The organism is Ilyobacter polytropus DSM 2926, assembly GCF_000165505.1.
Lineage (GTDB): Bacteria > Fusobacteriota > Fusobacteriia > Fusobacteriales > Fusobacteriaceae > Ilyobacter > Ilyobacter polytropus.
Window position 1 is genome coordinate 78,542 of sequence record NC_014634.1, and the last position, 17,129, is coordinate 95,670.

Below are 17,129 nucleotides of genomic sequence, written 5' to 3' on the forward strand. Positions count from 1 at the left end.
GAAAATAGTCAAAAAGGAAAATCTAATATGAAACTTAATTTTAAATTTTATAAAAAAAATACAATTGGCTATATATTCATTTTATTTCTCCTTTTAGGGATATGGGTGTCCACACAAACTTTTGCTAAATATACAGGATATCATCCAGGATTAGAGGACCCGCTAATTAAATTTAAAGACATTAAAATATACAAACCTTTTTTGATTTTAATCTGGTTAAAAAAATATTCACATTCAGCTCCCATTGCTACTAAAAAGTCGCTACAGATATTATTTGAATTTATTTTTGCAGGATTTTTTCTTATGGCTATTTTTAAAAGAAAGCATTCCTCTCTAGACACCCACGGTACTGCTAGATGGGCAGATATCCATGATATCAAAGAATCTGGACTTTATTTAAAAAATAAAGAGGTTGAAAAGGCCTTAAAATTATCTGGAATGTGGGATATTTATACCAAACGACTTCCCAAAGAAGAACATCATAGAGATGGAGTCGTTCTAGGAAAAGACCCTAAAGGAAGAGAGATAATACATAATGGAGTTGAACACATTATGCTCATGGCCCCTACCAGATCAGGTAAGGGAGTTGGTGTTATTATACCTACTCTTCTTACCTGGAAGCATTCAACAATTGTTAATGATATCAAAGGAGAGAACTATCAACTAACAAAAAAATTCAGGAAAACATTGGGTCACAAATGTCTGAAATTTGATCCAACAAATCCCGTGGATTCATGTAAGTATAATCCCCTTCTTGATGTTAATAAAAGTAAGGACTGTGAATATCAAGATGCAAGAATTATTGCAGAAATAATATGTGCTTCAGATAAGCCAGATCACTGGTCTCAAAGTGCAACTTCTTTTTTAACAGGAATAATCCTTCACGTTATCTATTCAGAATCTAACCCTACTTTAGGAGGAATAGTTCGTTTTCTAACATCCACAGAAACAACTTTTGAAGATAAAATGGAATTAATAATGTCATATCCTCATACGAATGACCCATTTATTTTTGAAAATATATATCATGATGTTGTAAAGCTAAACGTTGAAGATGAAGAGACACAAGAGTTAATAGTAACAGAGTTTCCAAATACACATCCTGTTGCAGCAAGAGTTGCAGGAGATATGCTAGGAAAAGCAGATAAGGAAAGGGCAAGTATAGTATCAACTGCTCTCACAAAATTAGGAATATATCAGGATCCTATCATAGACAAAAATACGTCTGGCAGTGATTTTAAGGTAAATGATCTCATGAATGCCGATGTTCCTTTAGATCTATTTCTTGTAACACCACCTAAGGCATTAGATGTCACTGCACCACTTTTTAGGTTAATCATAACTCAGATTATATATGGTCTTACTGAGGAAATGGAATTTATAAATGGAATGGAAAATAAGGGATATAAACATAGATTATTGCTTCTATTAGATGAATTCCCAGCACTTGGAAAAATTCCGTTGATAGAAAAAGCTTTGGCCTTCATAGCAGGTTATGGCATGAAGGCTCTTTTAATAACACAAGATATTAATCAAGTAAACAGGCTGTATACAAAAGATAATTCTATACTAAGTAATTGCTATGTGACTGTTTTTTATACTCCTGCAAAATCAGATCATGAAACACCAAGGCTAATATCTAATTCTCTAGGAGATAAAACTATTGAATTTACAACAAAATCTTGGAAAGGGTTTAAGTATCTATCTGATTGGAGTTACTCTTCACACAAAAGCGGAAGAAGACTTTTAACAGAAGGAGAAGTTGGAACTTACTCTTCAGATAAAAATTTAATATTAATAAACGGAAAGCCTCCTATACAAGGATTCAAGATTAAGTACTATGAAGATAGAAAATATTTAAACAGATTAAAGCTAAAAGCAAAGGAGTGAAATATGAAGCTAGAAAGCTTACACCAAAGAAGGGAACGACTTAAAGAAGAAAAGAAAAACTTAGACTTGCAGATAAAAGAGGTCCTCCAAAAAGAGATGGCTAGAAAAAAAAGGGAGATAAATAAGTTTTTAGACTACTTGGGTATCTATAATGAAATTATTGACGATGATCTGGCAAAACAAATTTTTTATGGGAGTTCTCAGGAAACGCTTGAATTAATACGGGACCCTAAAAATAATAAGGAAAGACTAGATTTTTTAAAAGAGATAGGAGCCTTTAAGATAGAGGAATTAAAAGAACAAAAAAGAATGGAGGCACTCAAAAGAAAGTCTGCCAGAAAGGAAAGTCTTACGTGAGCCTAACTAAACAAAGACAATTGGATCTCATTGAAACAGCCTTGGGAGAAAAAATTTTGAACTATCTGTTAAACGATGATGTTATTGAAATTATGCTAAATCCAGATACAAAATTGTGGATAGATACTCTTACTGAAGGGAGAAAATATACAGGAACAGATATTTTACCTTCTTCTGCATTAAGAATAATAAATTTAGTATCCAGTGCAGTAGAAACAATAGTGAATAAGAACAATCCGATATTGAGTGCAGAGCTTCCAGGAACAGGTAGTAGATTTCAAGGGATGATCCCACCTACAGTTACTAATCCAATCTTTACAATAAGGAAAAAAGCTATAAAGATTTTTACTTTAAATGATTACCTAGAAAGAAGATCTATAACTGAAAAGCAATATTTAAAAGTTTGTCAGGCCGTAAAAGATAGGAAAAATATCCTCGTTGTAGGGGGAACTTCCACTGGAAAAACAACTTTTTGTAACGCCATCATCAATGAAATGGCGAAGTATGATAACAGAATTATTATTTTAGAAGATACTCAAGAACTTCAATGTTCAGCAAAGGATGTTGTTTTTATGAAAACTACAGATAAGGTGACTATGCGTGACCTTATAAAGTCTACAATGAGATTTAGGCCAGACAGAATAATGATCGGTGAAATAAGGGGAGGAGAAGCACTAGATCTTTTAAAAGCTTGGAATTCCGGCCATCCTGGTGGAATTTGTACAATTCATGCTAATGACTGTAAATCAGGTCTTGAGAAACTAGAACAATATATACAGGAAGTAGCTACAGGTTCACAAGAAAAACTAATAGCTTCAGCAGTAGATATTATAATAACAATAAAAAAGTTGGGAACCAAAAGATACATAGAAAATATAATGGAGCTTAAAAACTATAGTAAGGATTATGAGTTATTTAAAATAGATTAATTGAGAAGGGGATAAAAGTTTATGAGTATTAAAGATAATTATAGAATAGCAGTTTGTCAGGCAATAACAAAAGATATTCCAATAGCGGGAGGTCCAAGAAATATAGTTATTCTCAACGCAACGATTGCAGGAGTTGTTTTTTTAGGATTTGAAAATATTATAATCATGCCGCTGTTTGCCTTTACGCACGTACTTATTATCTACTCAGCTAAAAGAGATCAAAAGTTTTTTGAGTGTTTTAAAAGATATATGAAGCACAAAAGATATTATCATCCCTGATTAAATATAAAAAATGGAGGCAAAACTATGTTTCTTAAAGAGTACAAGGATGTACAGGATAGATTAGCTTTTTATCTCCCATGGGGGTATATGGTTGAACCAGGAATCCTGATTAATAAAAATGGTTCCATACAAGCTACCTTTTCCTTTCGAGGCTTTGATCTTGATAGTTCCACAATTGGAGAACTGATATCTTCAGCTAATAAGATTAATAATATTTTTAAACGAATAGACGGGGAATGGACCTTTCACTGTGAATCAAAGCGTTTCAAATCTAAAAATTATAGAATGAGTAAAGGAATTAAAGAAATACCAGTACAAATTATAGAGGATGAACGAAAAAAGTTTTTTGAGAGTGGGCATCACTATGAAAGTGAGTATTTCTTTACCTTGACATATCTCCCACCAAAAGACGCTACAAAGAAGTTGCTTGATTTTTTCATAGTTGGAGAAAAGACTGAAGGTGGAGTAGATTATAAAGAAGCTATAAAGACATTTAAAAGTCAAAGTGAAGATTTTTTTCTTTCTGTAAAACCAATATTTGCACAAGTAAGATGGTTAAATGACAAGGAAACATTGACATATCTGCACAGCACGGTATCAGATAAATATCATGGGGTTAAAGTACCAGAATTTTCTGTGTTACTAGATAATTTTATAACCGACACTCCATTGATCGGAGGTTTAGAGCCTAAACTAGGAGAAAAACATCTAAGAACTATATCAATAGATGGATTTCCCGGATCAAGTATTCCCGGAATACTTGATGATTTAAATAGACTCAATGTTGAGTATCGTTGGGTTACAAGGTTCATTTCATTAGATAAAGAAACTTCTTTAAAAAATTTAGAAAGTTATCATAGGAAATGGTTTGCTGGAAGAAAAAGCTTCTTTCAACTGATTAAAGAGGTTTTTACCAATCAAGAAACTATACATAATTTAAATAGAGATTCCCTAAATAAGGCAGAAGAAGTGGCCCAGGAAAAGACTTTTATTCAAAGTGATGAAGTATCTCTAGGGTATTATACCTGTACAATTGTGATTTTAGATGAAGACAAAAAAGCTCTAAATAAAAAAGTTAAAGAGATTGTTAAAATAATCAACGGTCTTGAATTTGTTGCTCATATTGAGACATTCAATGCTATAGAGGCTTGGCTAGGATCTCTTCCAGGAACAACAATCTACAATGTAAGAAAACCTATGATAAATTCATTAACTCTAGCACACCTATTACCTATGAGTGCTGTATGGGCTGGTGAATCATGGAATAAACATCTTGATGTTCCACCGCTACTATACACACAAACAAGTGGAAATACTCCATTTAGATTAAACCTTCATCAAGGTGATGTTGGTCATACAATGATTGTAGGAATGACTGGATCAGGAAAATCTGTAAAGTTAGCTGCTCTTGCAGCTCAATTTAAAAAATATAATAACTCTCAAATATACACATTCGATAAAGGGGCTTCTTCTAGAATATTAACTAAGGCTGTTGGGGGTGATTTTTATGACTTAGGAGGAGAGGACTTAGCTTTTCAACCTCTTGCCCTGATAGATAGGGCTATCGAAAAAGAATTTGCCCAAGAATGGCTTGAAGCAATCTATTTACAAGAAAACATAGAAATAGACCCAAAGAGAAAAGAAGCTATTTGGAATGCATTAACCGACCTTGAGAATACTCCAATTAATCAAAGAACATTAACTGGATTTAAAGCCTATCTTCAGGATGAAGACCTAAGAAGAGCGATAAAACCCTATACCAACGAAGGACCATATGGAAAGTATTTTGATTCTTCAGAAGATAATCTGAGTTATGGAAATTGGCAGGTTTTTGAAATGGAAAAGATTGCTGAAAAAAAACAAGTCATTACTCCCACACTGAGCTATTTATTTCATAGAATCGAAATAGACCGTCTTAATGGAGATCCTACTTTAATAATTTTAGACGAATGTTGGTTATTTTTTGATAATCAACAATTTGAATCTAAGATCAGAGAATGGCTTAAAGTCCTTAGGAAAAAAAATGCAAGTGTTGTCTTTGCAACCCAAGAACTTAATGATATAGCTAAATCTAATATCTGCGAAACTGTAAAAAATGCATGCCAAACTAAGATATTTCTGCCAAATCCTAAAGCTAAAGAAAATGTTGAAATATATAAAGAATTTGGATTGAATGAAAGAGAAATCGAAATTTTATCTTTAGGAACTTTAAAAAGAGACTATTATTATAAGTCATCTTTAGGTTCCAGGCTGTATCAGTTGGGGTTAAGCCCTTTAGAATTAGCATACCTGGCAACAAGTGGAGAATCTGATCAGCAATCAGCTAAAAATATTATGCATTTAAATGTTAAAGAATTCAATGTTGCTTGGCTCAAATTCAAAGGATTTAACGGAGAAAAAATAGTAAAAGAGGTTGAAAAAAGATTAATAAATTTTTAAAAAAATAGAATTTCTTAAAACTCGTGCTACGAGGATTAGAACAAGCGAATACTAAGAGCTTGTTCTAACCACAGGAGTGCAACATATTATTAACTTATCGATACTTAATATAGAGTAACTAAAGAAGGGAGGACCAAATGAAAAACAAGCTCTTAGCTGTCACTAGAGAAGGTATTCCATATCTTCCACAACTTAAAAGGGTTCTCAAAAATACCAATGCCACTATTTTAATGCAGCAAATTGAATATTGGTTTCATATAAAAAATGGACAGCCATTTTATAAATTTCTTTCTAAACCTAACAAGGAAAATAAATTTTATAAAAATGGTGATAGTTGGTCTGAAGAGCTTGTTTTTTCTGAAAAAGAAGTTAGAACAGCATTTAGTAAATTAGGAATTTCATATGTCAGTAAAAGATCATTTGAAGAGAGAATAAATAGAGATAAAAGTGTATTCATCAATGAAAATGGAGAAGAGTTTTTTTATTGTTCATATCACGATAAAATTAAGGGTATTACTTTCTATTACAGGAACAACAAATATACAGATGAGTTTTTAGACAATTTAATTAAAGTAGATTCAAAAGATCTAGACCAACCAGTAATAAAAGGAAATCCCTGTAAACTCCCTTTGGTAAGTTACGGAGTTAACCAAAAGGAGTTTACGGAACTTCCTCAAGGGAAGTTACATATATCAGATACTACTTCAAATAATACTACAAAAGAAAAATCTTCTTCTAAAAAAATAGAAGATAAAAAAACGATAGTTTATAAATTTTTAGACAATTATAGATTAAATGAAAAAACCAAATCTAATATTAGAAAAAATATACTTAAACTTACTGAAGAGGAATTTAAAAAGATTTATAACAAAATGAAAAAAGATCCCAAAGTAATATCTTTAAATGGAGCTGTTTATACAGCTTTAATCGGTAAATGGGATACATTTAAAACGGTAGATAGATTCAATAGATGGCAAAGGGGAGATGTGGTCTTCTGTCAATATAGTAGTCAACCTAACACCAATTTTTTCTGTATTTTTTCAAACTCAACAGGGGAGACATTTCCTAAGAAACTGTGTCTCCTCTCTTTATTATAAAATTCTATGTAATCAAATACCATTGCCTTCATATACCTTTTAGTTACTAAACCTTCTACATAAATCATCTCTTTCTTCAAAGAAGCATGAAAGGATTCTATTACTGCATTATCATAACAGTTCCCACGTCTACTCATAGATTGGATTAATCCTAGCTTCTTTACAAGGTTAGAGTACTCCCTACTCGAATATTGCGATCCTTGATCACTATGAATTATCAGTTCTTCCTCTGGTTCCTCCAGTAAAAATGACCTTGTTAAAGTATCTATTACTAACTCACTAGTCATGCGCTTACCTATATCGTAGGCGATAATCCTTCTAGAAAAAAGATCCATAATTGTGCTTAAATATAGCCAACCTTCGCTTGTCCAAATATATGTGATATCTGTAACCCAGACCTCATTTTTTCTACCTACTTTGAATTTTCTTTTTACAATATTTCCTGTGATATTTTCTCTTTTACTCTTTTCATTTCCTGTTTTAAACTTCTTGGTAGAATTAACTGATATATCATTTTCTTTCATTATTCTATTTATTCGTCTTTCGCTTGTTATTATGCCATATTCATCTTTGAGCTCAACCTTTAGTCTAGGGGCTCCATAGCTCCTCTTATGTCTGTTCTTTCTGACCTCTAGAATACTATCTAGAATCCCTTGATCCTTTTTCTTTCTCTCAGTAGTTTTGTTATTCTGAAACTTATTAAAACCACTTCGAGAGACTTCTAGGGCTCTACATATCTGAGATATAGAATGAACATTTCTGTGTATTTCAACGAAGATAAAGAGTTCCCTCTTAGTTATCTTTTTTTCCTTGAGAATATGGCTGTAGCCTTTTTTAAGATCTCTATATCCTCTTCTTTTTCCTTAAGTAGATTTTTCAACCTGATAATTTCTTTGTCTTGAGCGCTTAACTCCATGTCCTTCTTAGGACCTCCAAAGTATTTCTTTTCCCAGGCAGCAACAGTATTAGTGGTAATACCGTATTCATTTGATAGCTCTACCTTTGTTTTTATTTTAAGGAAAGAAAGCTCAGCGATTTGCTTCTGTTTCTCCTCTGAAAATCTTGCATATCTTCTTTTTTCTTCCATCATAGCCACTCCTAAATATGTTTATTTTTTATTATATATTTTTGAGTGCTAAACTGTCTACTAAACCATCATAACACCAGATGTAATAACCTCTGAAATGTTAAAAGAAAAAGTAAAAAATGACCTAGAGAATCTTGAAAAAATAGAATTTGAAAACAATGTTTTACTTGAGGAATATAACCGTTTACCTGATGAGAAGAAGCTTAAAATCTTAGAAACAGCTAAAATAAATTATCTAAAAACCACTGATACAAAGTCTATGAATACACTACACAAAAAAATTTTTAACTCAACTAAAAATGTCCATATAGCTAAAATCATGAGACAAATCAAGAAAGAATAAATATTTTAAAGTTTTGGAGGAATCTATACTATGAAATTTATTTTAATTTTTTTTATAATCATATCTTCATTGACATACTCTTTTACTGTTCATGACCCAATAAATTACGCGGTAAATTTAGAAAATAAATTAAATATTCTTGAGCAGATTGACAATCAGATAAGAGGTCTTGAAAACCAAGCTAAAAGTCTTGTTAATCAAGCTAAACAACTTGAAAAATTTGATTTAAGTTTGAGCATGGGATCGATACAGAACCTCAGAAACAATCTCCAAAGAATAATTGCATTACAAAATAGTACTCAGTCAACAATTAATAACTACACCGATCTTCAAAGTAAGTTTATGGAACTTTATCCAGATTATACTGATGATTCTTACCTTAAAGCCAGTGATTATTCAAGAAAAGCAGAAGAACTTTCCAAAGAAATTAATGATGTCACATATGACGCAATGAAATCTTTGGAAATAATATCTCCTGAAAAATATAATAACGACACAGAAAAAATAGATGCCATTATGGATACGGCTAAAGATGCAGTGGGGCAGCTACAAGCAATCCAGGCAGTAGTACAACTCTCTGCAGGGACATCTCAGCAACTAATGGAATTAAAATATTTAATAGGTCAAAGTCTTAAATTGCAATCAACTTATATTGTAAATGAAAATCAAGAAAAAATAATAAATCAACAGAATGAAAATTCTAACTTAAGACATGATATGGACACCAGCAACGAATCTTCAGGAATTATAGATGATGAAGGTAATTTATTAGGGCAGTTTTTCTAGGAGGAAACTATATGTATAGTGATACCCAAATTTTAACTAAAACACTTGAAACACTTTCTGAAGAATTTTTTAGTATTCCTGAAAATTTGAAAGAAACAGCCCTTTGGCTTCTTCTTACCTTAACAATAATTGATTTTGGATTGCTTATTTTCAAAGTTGATGAAATTAATTGGATAAAAACATTATGTAGAAAAGCATTTAAAATAGGGTTCCTGTACTGGATAATAGACGAATATCAATATATCTTAACTGAAATACAAGGGGGATTTGTCAAAATCGGAGTCAATTCTACTGGCTTTTTTGACGGAGAACTTTTAAGGAATCCAAGCAACTTGTTAACTGAGATTTTTAATATAACTACCCCCTTATATGATAATGCTGCCCTTTTTACGAAAACCGGTCTCATGTACTGGGTGATTATACTTGTAATGTATTTCTGTGCCATTGCAATTGCATTTCAGGTCTTTGTCGTATGGCTAGAATTTTATGCTCTTACTGGTATCACGATAATCTTTATACCATTTGCTGCTCTTGATAAAACTTCATTTATAACAGAAAAAGCTTTTTCTGTTATACTTTCCATGGGGATAAAAATAATGACATTAGCTTTAACACTAGGGGCTAGCTATAAAATTCTTTCAAAAATAAGTATCCCTGAAAATATGGGATTGTTGCCTGCTCTTCATGTACTAAGTATAGTAATGTCTATTATGTATTTAATCTGGAGGACTCCAGGACTGGCGGCATCACTTTTAACAGGAAATCCTAACTTATCTAGTGGAGATCTGGCTGGTTTTATAAAAAGTGGCACAAATGCAGGAGCTGCAGCAATAGGCGGAGCTGCAGGGGCTATGGTTGGTAGTGGTAAAAACTTTATTAATTTTGGATTAGGAGTCTCTGGGAAAGAAAGCCTTGGAGATATTTCTAAAGGTGGAAGAGCTCATACTGCTGGTCAAAGAGTTAGTAAAATGATGTCAGGTTTAAGTAGATCAAATAATAATATAACCTCACCTGGTGGAAAAGAAAACTCAGAGTTGTATCAAAATTCCAAAAAAACCGATTAAATAGAAGATTAAATATTTAACTTAAAAAAAGACCCTAATATTTGGATGTGATAGACGTTGATATGAAAAAATATAATTTCTATTTGATAATTTTGATTTTGAGCCTTGTCTCGATTTTATTTGCAGTAAGAAACCATCTCACCATCAATGTAAGCAGTAGCCTTCCTAGAGGAGTCTATTGGCTTATTGGAACAGGAGAAATTACAAAAGGAGATATAGTTATTTTCAATATACCTAAAAAATCTGAAAAGTATATACACGGAAGAAAGTATCTTAAAAAAGATGTAAAAAAATTGCTGAAAAAAGTAGTTGCCACTGAAAAAGAAAATATATTCAGGATAGATGATAAACTATATATAAATGGAAAATTTCACTCATATATTAAAAGTAAAGATTCTAATGGAAGAAATCTTCCTTACCTATCTACTAGAGATTTACAGCCTAAATCTAACGAATTCTTTGTCCTTGGGATAAATCCTAATTCCTTTGATAGCAGATATTTTGGAGCGATTAAGAGATCGGAGATAAAAAATAAAGCTAAACTGATACTAAAATATTAAAATTTGAAATTAGTGTGTTTTTCAGTTTTATAAATAAATATAAGGGGAGCAGATTTATGAAGTTAATTATATGTGAAAAACCTAGTCTGGCTTTAAATGTGGCAAGGGCTTTAGGACAATTTCAAAAGAGAGAGGGCTATTTTTTTACAAATAAATATATAGTAAGCTTTGCTTTTGGGCATTTGTTTGAACTTAAATCTGTAAATGATTATTTTGGAGAGAATAAACGGTGGCAGGATGTTTCTCTTCCCTTTATTCCTGAAAAATTTGAGTTTAAACTCAAGAACAATGAAGGTATACAAAAGCAGTTCAAAATATTACAAAAGATCATTAAAGAAAACCCTATTACTGAGATAGTAAATTGTGGAGATGCAGATCGTGAAGGACAAATTATTGTTGATATTATTATAGATACCCTAAAAACAAATTTAAAAGTTACCAGGCTATGGCTACCAGAACAAACAGAAGACACCATAAGAAAAGAGCTGAAAAATCTGTCGCCTAATGAAAAATATACAAATTTAGCTGCTGAAGGATACGCTAGAACTTACCTAGATTGGATTCTTGGAATAAATATTACGAGGCATATCAGCTTAAAAAAGGGTACTCTTCTGAGAGCAGGCAGGGTTATGATCCCAGTTGTTAAATTTATTTATGACAGAGATTTAGAAATAAAGAATTTTAAACCAGAAAAATACTTGCAACTAGTTTCAGAAACTGAAGGTATTAAATTAGAAGTTAAAGAAAAGTTTAAGTTAAAAGATGCAGCCAAAGCTGAAGAAAAAGGACATTTACTTAATAATTCACAAGCTCTTGTTTCAGATTTAAAAAAAGAAAAAGTAAAAAAATATCCTAAAAAACTGTTTTCTCTTTCTCAATTACAATCAGAATTATCTAAATCACATAAAATTAATTTTCAAGCCTCTATGAAGTCTATACAGAGTTTATATGAAAAGGGATATATTACATATCCAAGAACAAATACAGAGTATCTTAGCATAAATGAAATACCTAAAATAGAATCAATTATAAAGAATTACCCGGAGGTAAATCTTAAAGTAAAAAAACTCAAGTCTATCTTTGATGATAATAAACTAGAAAGCCATAGTGCTATTATTATCACCACTAAAAGACCTAAAAAAGATGAGCTCAAAGCCTTAGAAAAAACAATATACAAGACGGTCTTTAATCGTTTTGTATCTAATTTTTTAGATGAGGAAACAATTATATCTAAAACCACTTTAAAAATAAGAGTTAATGAAGAAATATTTACATTGAAAGGTGAAACAATTGAAAATGAGGGCTTTTTAAAATATGAACCCCAAAAGATTACAAATAACCTACCAAAACTCAATGTAGGTGATATATTTAAAGTAGATTTTAAGATAGTCTCAAAGGAAACTCAAGCACCATCTAAAATAACAGAAAGTTCATTATCAAGCTTTCTTAAAAATCCATTTAAAACAGAAAAAACTACTGAAAACGAAGAATATAAAGCAATTCTTGAGGGTGTTGAAATAGGGACTGAAGCAACAAGAACTGGTATTGTAGAAAAATGCATAAAAGAAAAATATCTTAGTCAGAAAGGACAAAACTTTTCCATAGAGCCCTTGGGAGAAGATTTGATAAAAACACTGGATATTCTTCAGATAAATCTATATAAAAACCGAACAATAGAGTTTTCTAAACTTTTAAAAAAAATATCCAGAGGAGAGACATCATTAGAATCTCTGATATCACTCACAAAAGAAGAATTAGATATAACTATTTCAAAAAAAGTTGAAATCGATAAGATAAATACTAAAAGCTATGATAAGGAAATTATTGGAATTTGCCCTAAATGTGGAAAAAATATTTATCAGGGAAAAACAAAAACTAAAAAGATCACTTATTATTGTGAAGCATATAAAGAAGGATGTAAATTTGTCCTTTGGGAAGACTCAAAACATTATGATAATAAAATAAAAATAACCAAAACAAAAGCCAAACTATTGTTAAATAAGTCTAGAAAAGCTCTGTTTAAACTTAAGAATAAATCTGGGAAAGAATATGAGGCATACTTAAAATTAAAACTAAATGGTGACTATATAAATTTCGAATTAGACAGCTTCCCAAAAAAGTAGGGATTATTTCACACCCTCGATCTATTGGCTCATAAAAATATGATTCTGAAGAAGCTTATATGATAGTACAAATAGACTAGTAAAGGGTTTCCAAAATTTAGTTTGAATTTTGGAAACCCTAAAAAATAAAAAATGAAAGACCCCACTAAATTTTGGAAACTTCCCTAAAGACCTTTTATTTTTTTGTATATATCACCACGTGGACCAATAATTGCAACTATAATTAACTGCCCTTCGCTATCCATCTTAAAAATAGATCTATAATTTCCAATTTTAAGTCTCTTTAAATTATTATAGTCTTGAAGGTTTTTAATATTATATAAATCTACTGATTCTATGTCTTTTGATATACTATCAAAGACTCTATGAAATTGGAGTCCAACCTTTTTATTTTTTAATAAAAACTTTTGGGCTTCTTTTTTATATCTAACCCTGTAATATGTCATCCACAGTCACCTCTACTCCGTCAGAATCATCATTTAAATCTATATCTTCTAGCAGAAGCATTATATCTTTTTCTTCCTCAGGAGATACAAATTCACAGTTTTGATTTATATAGTTCAAAAGATCTTGATTCTCTCTCTCTTGTATTTCTTTGGCCATAGTTTTTCTTATAAACTCACTGACAGAAATTTTAAGCTCCTTAGCTTTATCAGTTATCAATTCCCACTCTTCATCCGAAAATAAAATATTATGTCTTTTAAAAGCTTGTGGCATAAAAATTCCCCCTCATCTCATATACACCATTATACACCACTAGGTAAATAATATCAAGATGATAACCTGAAAGAATTAAATACGGAGACCTGTAAATATATTGGATATTATATTTTATGTTCTTATTTTCTGAAATAGAAAAAGTAGTTCCAATCAATTTTCGTAATAAAATTATGAACTTTATTTATTTTATTTTTTTCTTATTTATACATCTTCGTCTAAATTTTCATTTATAATAATACTTTCCCCTGAATTCGTGGAATGGCACCACTTTTTTAGACAACTTTTTTAAGGTTATTCATTTTGTACTCTACTGGTGTTTGATCTTAAATGGATAGTTTGACAGTTTTCTTAAAGTCATATAAAAATCATAATATTTCAACCAAGGTCTAAGTGTAATGTTTATACTTAGACTTTTTTGATTAAATTACTACTAATTAAGGACGATTAGAATTAAATTCATACAATATATAATTATAAACCAAAACATTGAAAATAATGGGTTATATACTTGACATTTAATCTTATAATAGTTAGAATTTAGTAATAAAATAGTTTTAAAATATTAAAAAAGGGGAGGATTATGGATAACTACAATTCACCATTATATATGAACAGAACAGATCTATTATATCGTTTGAAAACAGATAAGGACATCAATGTAGTCTGGGCAGAATTAATGGAATACAGAAAGAATATAGGTATTGAAATTCCACTTATCGATCAAAAATCTAAAAATATTTTTTTTGTCCTTACTGATAAACTTAAAGAAAATATAGCAAAAATTGATGACTTGGCAAGACAGAATATTTTTGAAGAACTTGATGAGGAAACTAAGATGAATGTAATGCTCGGAGCACAAGCAGATGAAGCATTCTATTCGAGTGTCATTGAAGGTGCACATACAACTAAAAAACGTACCAAAGACATGATAGAAAAAAAAGAGCAGCCCAAAAACAAGGATGAGCAAATGGTCCTCAACAATTACAACGCTTTGATTTATGTCTTAGAAAAAATAAGTAATCCTATTTCTGAAAGAATAATCCTTGATATATATCATATAATAACCAATTCTACATTGGAAATAGATGAAGTCGTTGAAAAATACAGAACAGGTGAAAACGAGGTTAGAAATTTAGAAGAGGTTATATATATTCCTCCAAAGGCTGAAAATGTTGAAGGTATGATGAATTTACTAATTCATTTTATCAGAACTGAATCTGATGAAAGAATACATCCAATTCTAAAGGCAATAATCATTCACTATTATTTTGTATATATTCATCCATTTTATGATGGAAATGGAAGAACTGCACGTGCTTTAACCTATATGTATCTTATTCAAAATGGTTATAGCTTTTTTAAGTATTTTTCTATATCAAGCTTAATAAAGGAAGCTAGACAGGGATATTATAAATCTATTAAAAATTCAGAAGACTACGAAAGTGATATGACTTACTTTGCAATTTTCTATACTGAAATGATTCTAAAAAGCATTGTAAAAGTTAGAAATGATTTCAAGAGAGAATATCTCAAACAAGTTATAAAACTAGATTTAGAAAAAAGAGGAGTAGCTCTTAACAAAAGACAGGAAAAAATAATAGAAAAGACTATCTCTTTTGGAAAAGAATCTATAGATATAGAGTTTTATAGGAAAATAAATAAAGTAACACAAGAGACTGCTAGAAAAGACTTAAATATTCTGGTTGAAATGAGAGTTTATTTAAAGGAAAAAGTAGGGAAAAAATACCAATATCGTTTGAGAACAAATTTAGATAAACCACAATAAATTTGACAGTTTTATTCTAAGACTAAATTAGGCTGTTGCAAAAGTACTGTATAATTTTCAGTATTGCAATGGCCTTTTCTATTGTAAATAACAATAGCTTTAAAGGCCGTGGTCGGTTTTTTTAGGGAAAACGGATCATTTATTTGTTTAGCCCAGTGTTTTCAATGTTTTGTTGATTTTCCTAAAAATTGCTTAAAATTTTTCTATTTTAAGTTGAATTTTATGGAATGGCACCACTTTTTTAGACAACTTTTTTAAGGTTATTCATTTTGTACTCTACTGGTGTTTGATCTTAAATGGATAGTTTGACAGTTTTCTTAAAGTCATATAAAAATCATAATATTTCAGCCAAGGTCTAAACGTAATAGCACCTAGATTTTAACCACAAAAAGGCACTCTTCGGAGTGCCTAATCTTTTGAATATTATATTAATTCATTTTGGAAAGGTATAAATTAAAAATAAACTTCTTTGTATTAACTTCCTTTTAAAAGATTGAAAAGATGGACGTTTATATATATAACTTCTCTTCCAACTTTCTCACTTTTTAAAATTCCAATTTCTTCTAACGCTCTAAGATACTTAGTCATAGTTTTTCTAGTAGCGAAACCCTGTTCAACAAGGTGAGATCCCTTAGTATAGGTCTCTGTAAAGATAAATTCTATTAACTCTTTATTATATATTTTAGGAAGTTTATTTTTTACTTCTTGGGTTGTTATGTCCATAAGACTTTTAATATTCTTGGCAAGTTCTAAGGTATCTCTGGAAGTAATTTCAATGGCTTTTAAAATATATAAGACCCATTTCTCCCAGGCTTCATTTATTGTAACTTCTTCTAGAAGTTTATAGTATAATCCTTTATTTTTGATAATATATGAACTTAGATATAGTATCGGAGATTCTAACAGTCCTTCTTTGAGAAGATAAAGAATATTAAGAATCCTTCCTGTTCTTCCGTTTCCATCATAAAAAGGGTGGATAGCCTCAAACTGATAATGAGATATAGCTAGTTTTATTAAGGGGTCGATATCAGTTTCTATATTATAATATTCTTCTAAATTTCTTAATAGCTGCCTTATAAGTTCTTCTCCTGACGGAGGAGTGTAGATTACTTCATCTGTTAGTGCATTTTTTAGAGCTGTCCCTGGAATTTTTCTGATCCCACCGCTATTATTTTCAAGAGTTTCTTGAATTTCTATAATAAGATTGGTACTAATAAACCCTTTTTCTTTTACTAATTCTACTCCTCTCCATAAGGCAGTTCTGTAGTTTAAAACTTCTTTTGTGCTTGGATCAATTTTCTTTTCATCAATAGCGATTGCTTTGTATAAACTGTCATTAGTAGTAACTATATTCTCTATTTCTGAACTGGCTTTTGCTTCCTGCAGAGCTAATGAACTTATTAGTATTTCTTTATTGGGTATTAATTCTGAATATGCTTTTAATTCTGCAAGAGCTCTACTTGATTTGTTCAGCTGCTTTAATACTGAAACAGTTTCTATATCTATTTTAGGTGGCAAAATTTTTAAATCATTATTAGGTGTCATCTTCTCCTCCAAATGGTAAAATTAATGATAAATTACCATAATCATTTAATATGAGTTAATTATACCACTATATTTTATGAAATGGTAATTTTTTTATTTTTTTACCATAATATATTTTTTA

General features: G+C 30.6%; 17 protein-coding genes. 12 read left to right on the top strand and 5 right to left on the bottom strand.

Annotated elements, in window-relative coordinates:
* The first annotated feature begins 303 nt into the window (after nucleotides 1–303).
* From ILYOP_RS14795 to ILYOP_RS15425, 6 genes are all read left to right on the top strand, one after another.
* Nucleotides 304–1,890, top strand: a complete 1,587-nt coding sequence (locus ILYOP_RS14795) for a type IV secretory system conjugative DNA transfer family protein (RefSeq protein WP_187288134.1) — start codon at nucleotides 304–306, stop codon at nucleotides 1,888–1,890.
* Between the two features lie 3 nt (nucleotides 1,891–1,893).
* Nucleotides 1,894–2,247 (top strand): hypothetical protein, encoded by a 354-nt coding sequence (locus ILYOP_RS14800; protein ID WP_013389285.1) that lies wholly within the window; start codon nucleotides 1,894–1,896, stop codon nucleotides 2,245–2,247.
* On the top strand, nucleotides 2,244–3,176 hold the full coding sequence (trbB, locus tag ILYOP_RS14805) for a P-type conjugative transfer ATPase TrbB (RefSeq protein WP_013389286.1): 933 nt from the start codon (nucleotides 2,244–2,246) through the stop codon (nucleotides 3,174–3,176). Before ILYOP_RS14800 ends, trbB begins: the two co-directional genes overlap by 4 nt.
* A gap of 21 nt (nucleotides 3,177–3,197) precedes the next feature.
* Entirely contained in the window at nucleotides 3,198–3,455 is a 258-nt protein-coding gene (locus ILYOP_RS14810; protein WP_013389287.1) for a VirB3 family type IV secretion system protein, read from the top strand.
* Nucleotides 3,456–3,482: 27 nt separating this feature from the next.
* On the top strand, nucleotides 3,483–5,897 hold the full coding sequence (locus ILYOP_RS14815; protein ID WP_013389288.1) for a VirB4 family type IV secretion/conjugal transfer ATPase: 2,415 nt from the start codon (nucleotides 3,483–3,485) through the stop codon (nucleotides 5,895–5,897).
* A gap of 137 nt (nucleotides 5,898–6,034) precedes the next feature.
* Nucleotides 6,035–6,994, top strand: a complete 960-nt coding sequence (locus ILYOP_RS15425) for a hypothetical protein (protein WP_049774918.1) — start codon at nucleotides 6,035–6,037, stop codon at nucleotides 6,992–6,994.
* Here ILYOP_RS15425 and ILYOP_RS15595 read toward each other — a convergent pair.
* Together ILYOP_RS15595 and ILYOP_RS14825 are read right to left on the bottom strand one after the other, a co-directional pair.
* Nucleotides 6,907–7,812 carry an IS3 family transposase gene (locus ILYOP_RS15595; protein WP_148223647.1) on the bottom strand — a complete coding sequence of 302 codons (906 nt, stop codon included), beginning with the start codon at nucleotides 7,810–7,812 and terminating at the stop codon, nucleotides 6,907–6,909. The genes ILYOP_RS15425 and ILYOP_RS15595 overlap by 88 nt on opposite strands.
* Nucleotides 7,791–8,084 (bottom strand): transposase, encoded by a 294-nt coding sequence (locus tag ILYOP_RS14825; RefSeq protein WP_083789061.1) that lies wholly within the window; start codon nucleotides 8,082–8,084, stop codon nucleotides 7,791–7,793. The genes ILYOP_RS15595 and ILYOP_RS14825 overlap by 22 nt, the downstream gene beginning before the upstream one ends.
* Nucleotides 8,085–8,178: 94 nt before the next feature.
* Between ILYOP_RS14825 and ILYOP_RS14830 the strand changes: the two genes are divergently transcribed.
* The 5 genes from ILYOP_RS14830 (at nucleotide 8,179) to ILYOP_RS14850 (ending at nucleotide 12,957) form a co-directional block, all read left to right on the top strand.
* Nucleotides 8,179–8,424: a hypothetical protein gene (locus ILYOP_RS14830; RefSeq protein WP_041921428.1), complete on the top strand. Its 246-nt coding sequence runs from the start codon at nucleotides 8,179–8,181 to the stop codon at nucleotides 8,422–8,424.
* Nucleotides 8,425–8,454: 30 nt separating this feature from the next.
* Complete coding sequence (locus ILYOP_RS15430; RefSeq protein WP_013389289.1) at nucleotides 8,455–9,210, top strand: TrbJ/VirB5 family protein; 756 nt, start codon at nucleotides 8,455–8,457, stop codon at nucleotides 9,208–9,210.
* Between the two features lie 11 nt (nucleotides 9,211–9,221).
* Nucleotides 9,222–10,274, top strand: a complete 1,053-nt coding sequence (locus ILYOP_RS14840) for a type IV secretion system protein (RefSeq protein ID WP_013389290.1) — start codon at nucleotides 9,222–9,224, stop codon at nucleotides 10,272–10,274.
* A 62-nt stretch (nucleotides 10,275–10,336) separates the two neighbouring features.
* Complete coding sequence (gene lepB, locus ILYOP_RS15435) at nucleotides 10,337–10,834, top strand: signal peptidase I (RefSeq protein WP_148223753.1); 498 nt, start codon at nucleotides 10,337–10,339, stop codon at nucleotides 10,832–10,834.
* A gap of 56 nt (nucleotides 10,835–10,890) precedes the next feature.
* Entirely contained in the window at nucleotides 10,891–12,957 is a 2,067-nt protein-coding gene (locus ILYOP_RS14850) for a DNA topoisomerase (RefSeq protein WP_013389292.1), read from the top strand.
* 164 nt (nucleotides 12,958–13,121) lie between these two features.
* Here the strand turns inward: ILYOP_RS14850 and ILYOP_RS14855 are convergent, their stop codons facing one another.
* Nucleotides 13,122–13,403: a type II toxin-antitoxin system RelE family toxin gene (locus ILYOP_RS14855; protein WP_013389293.1), complete on the bottom strand. Its 282-nt coding sequence runs from the start codon at nucleotides 13,401–13,403 to the stop codon at nucleotides 13,122–13,124.
* Complete coding sequence (locus ILYOP_RS14860) at nucleotides 13,384–13,674, bottom strand: plasmid mobilization protein (RefSeq protein WP_013389294.1); 291 nt, start codon at nucleotides 13,672–13,674, stop codon at nucleotides 13,384–13,386. Before ILYOP_RS14860 ends, ILYOP_RS14855 begins: the two co-directional genes overlap by 20 nt.
* A 583-nt stretch (nucleotides 13,675–14,257) precedes the next feature.
* Here ILYOP_RS14860 and ILYOP_RS14865 point away from each other — a divergent pair.
* The gene (locus ILYOP_RS14865) at nucleotides 14,258–15,463 is read left to right on the top strand and encodes a Fic family protein (RefSeq protein WP_013389295.1); all 1,206 of its coding nucleotides are present in this window, start codon (nucleotides 14,258–14,260) and stop codon (nucleotides 15,461–15,463) included.
* Nucleotides 15,464–15,937: 474 nt separating this feature from the next.
* Here ILYOP_RS14865 and ILYOP_RS14870 read toward each other — a convergent pair whose 3' ends face one another.
* Nucleotides 15,938–17,008 (bottom strand): Fic family protein, encoded by a 1,071-nt coding sequence (locus ILYOP_RS14870; RefSeq protein ID WP_013388075.1) that lies wholly within the window; start codon nucleotides 17,006–17,008, stop codon nucleotides 15,938–15,940.
* Nucleotides 17,009–17,129 lie beyond the last annotated feature (121 nt).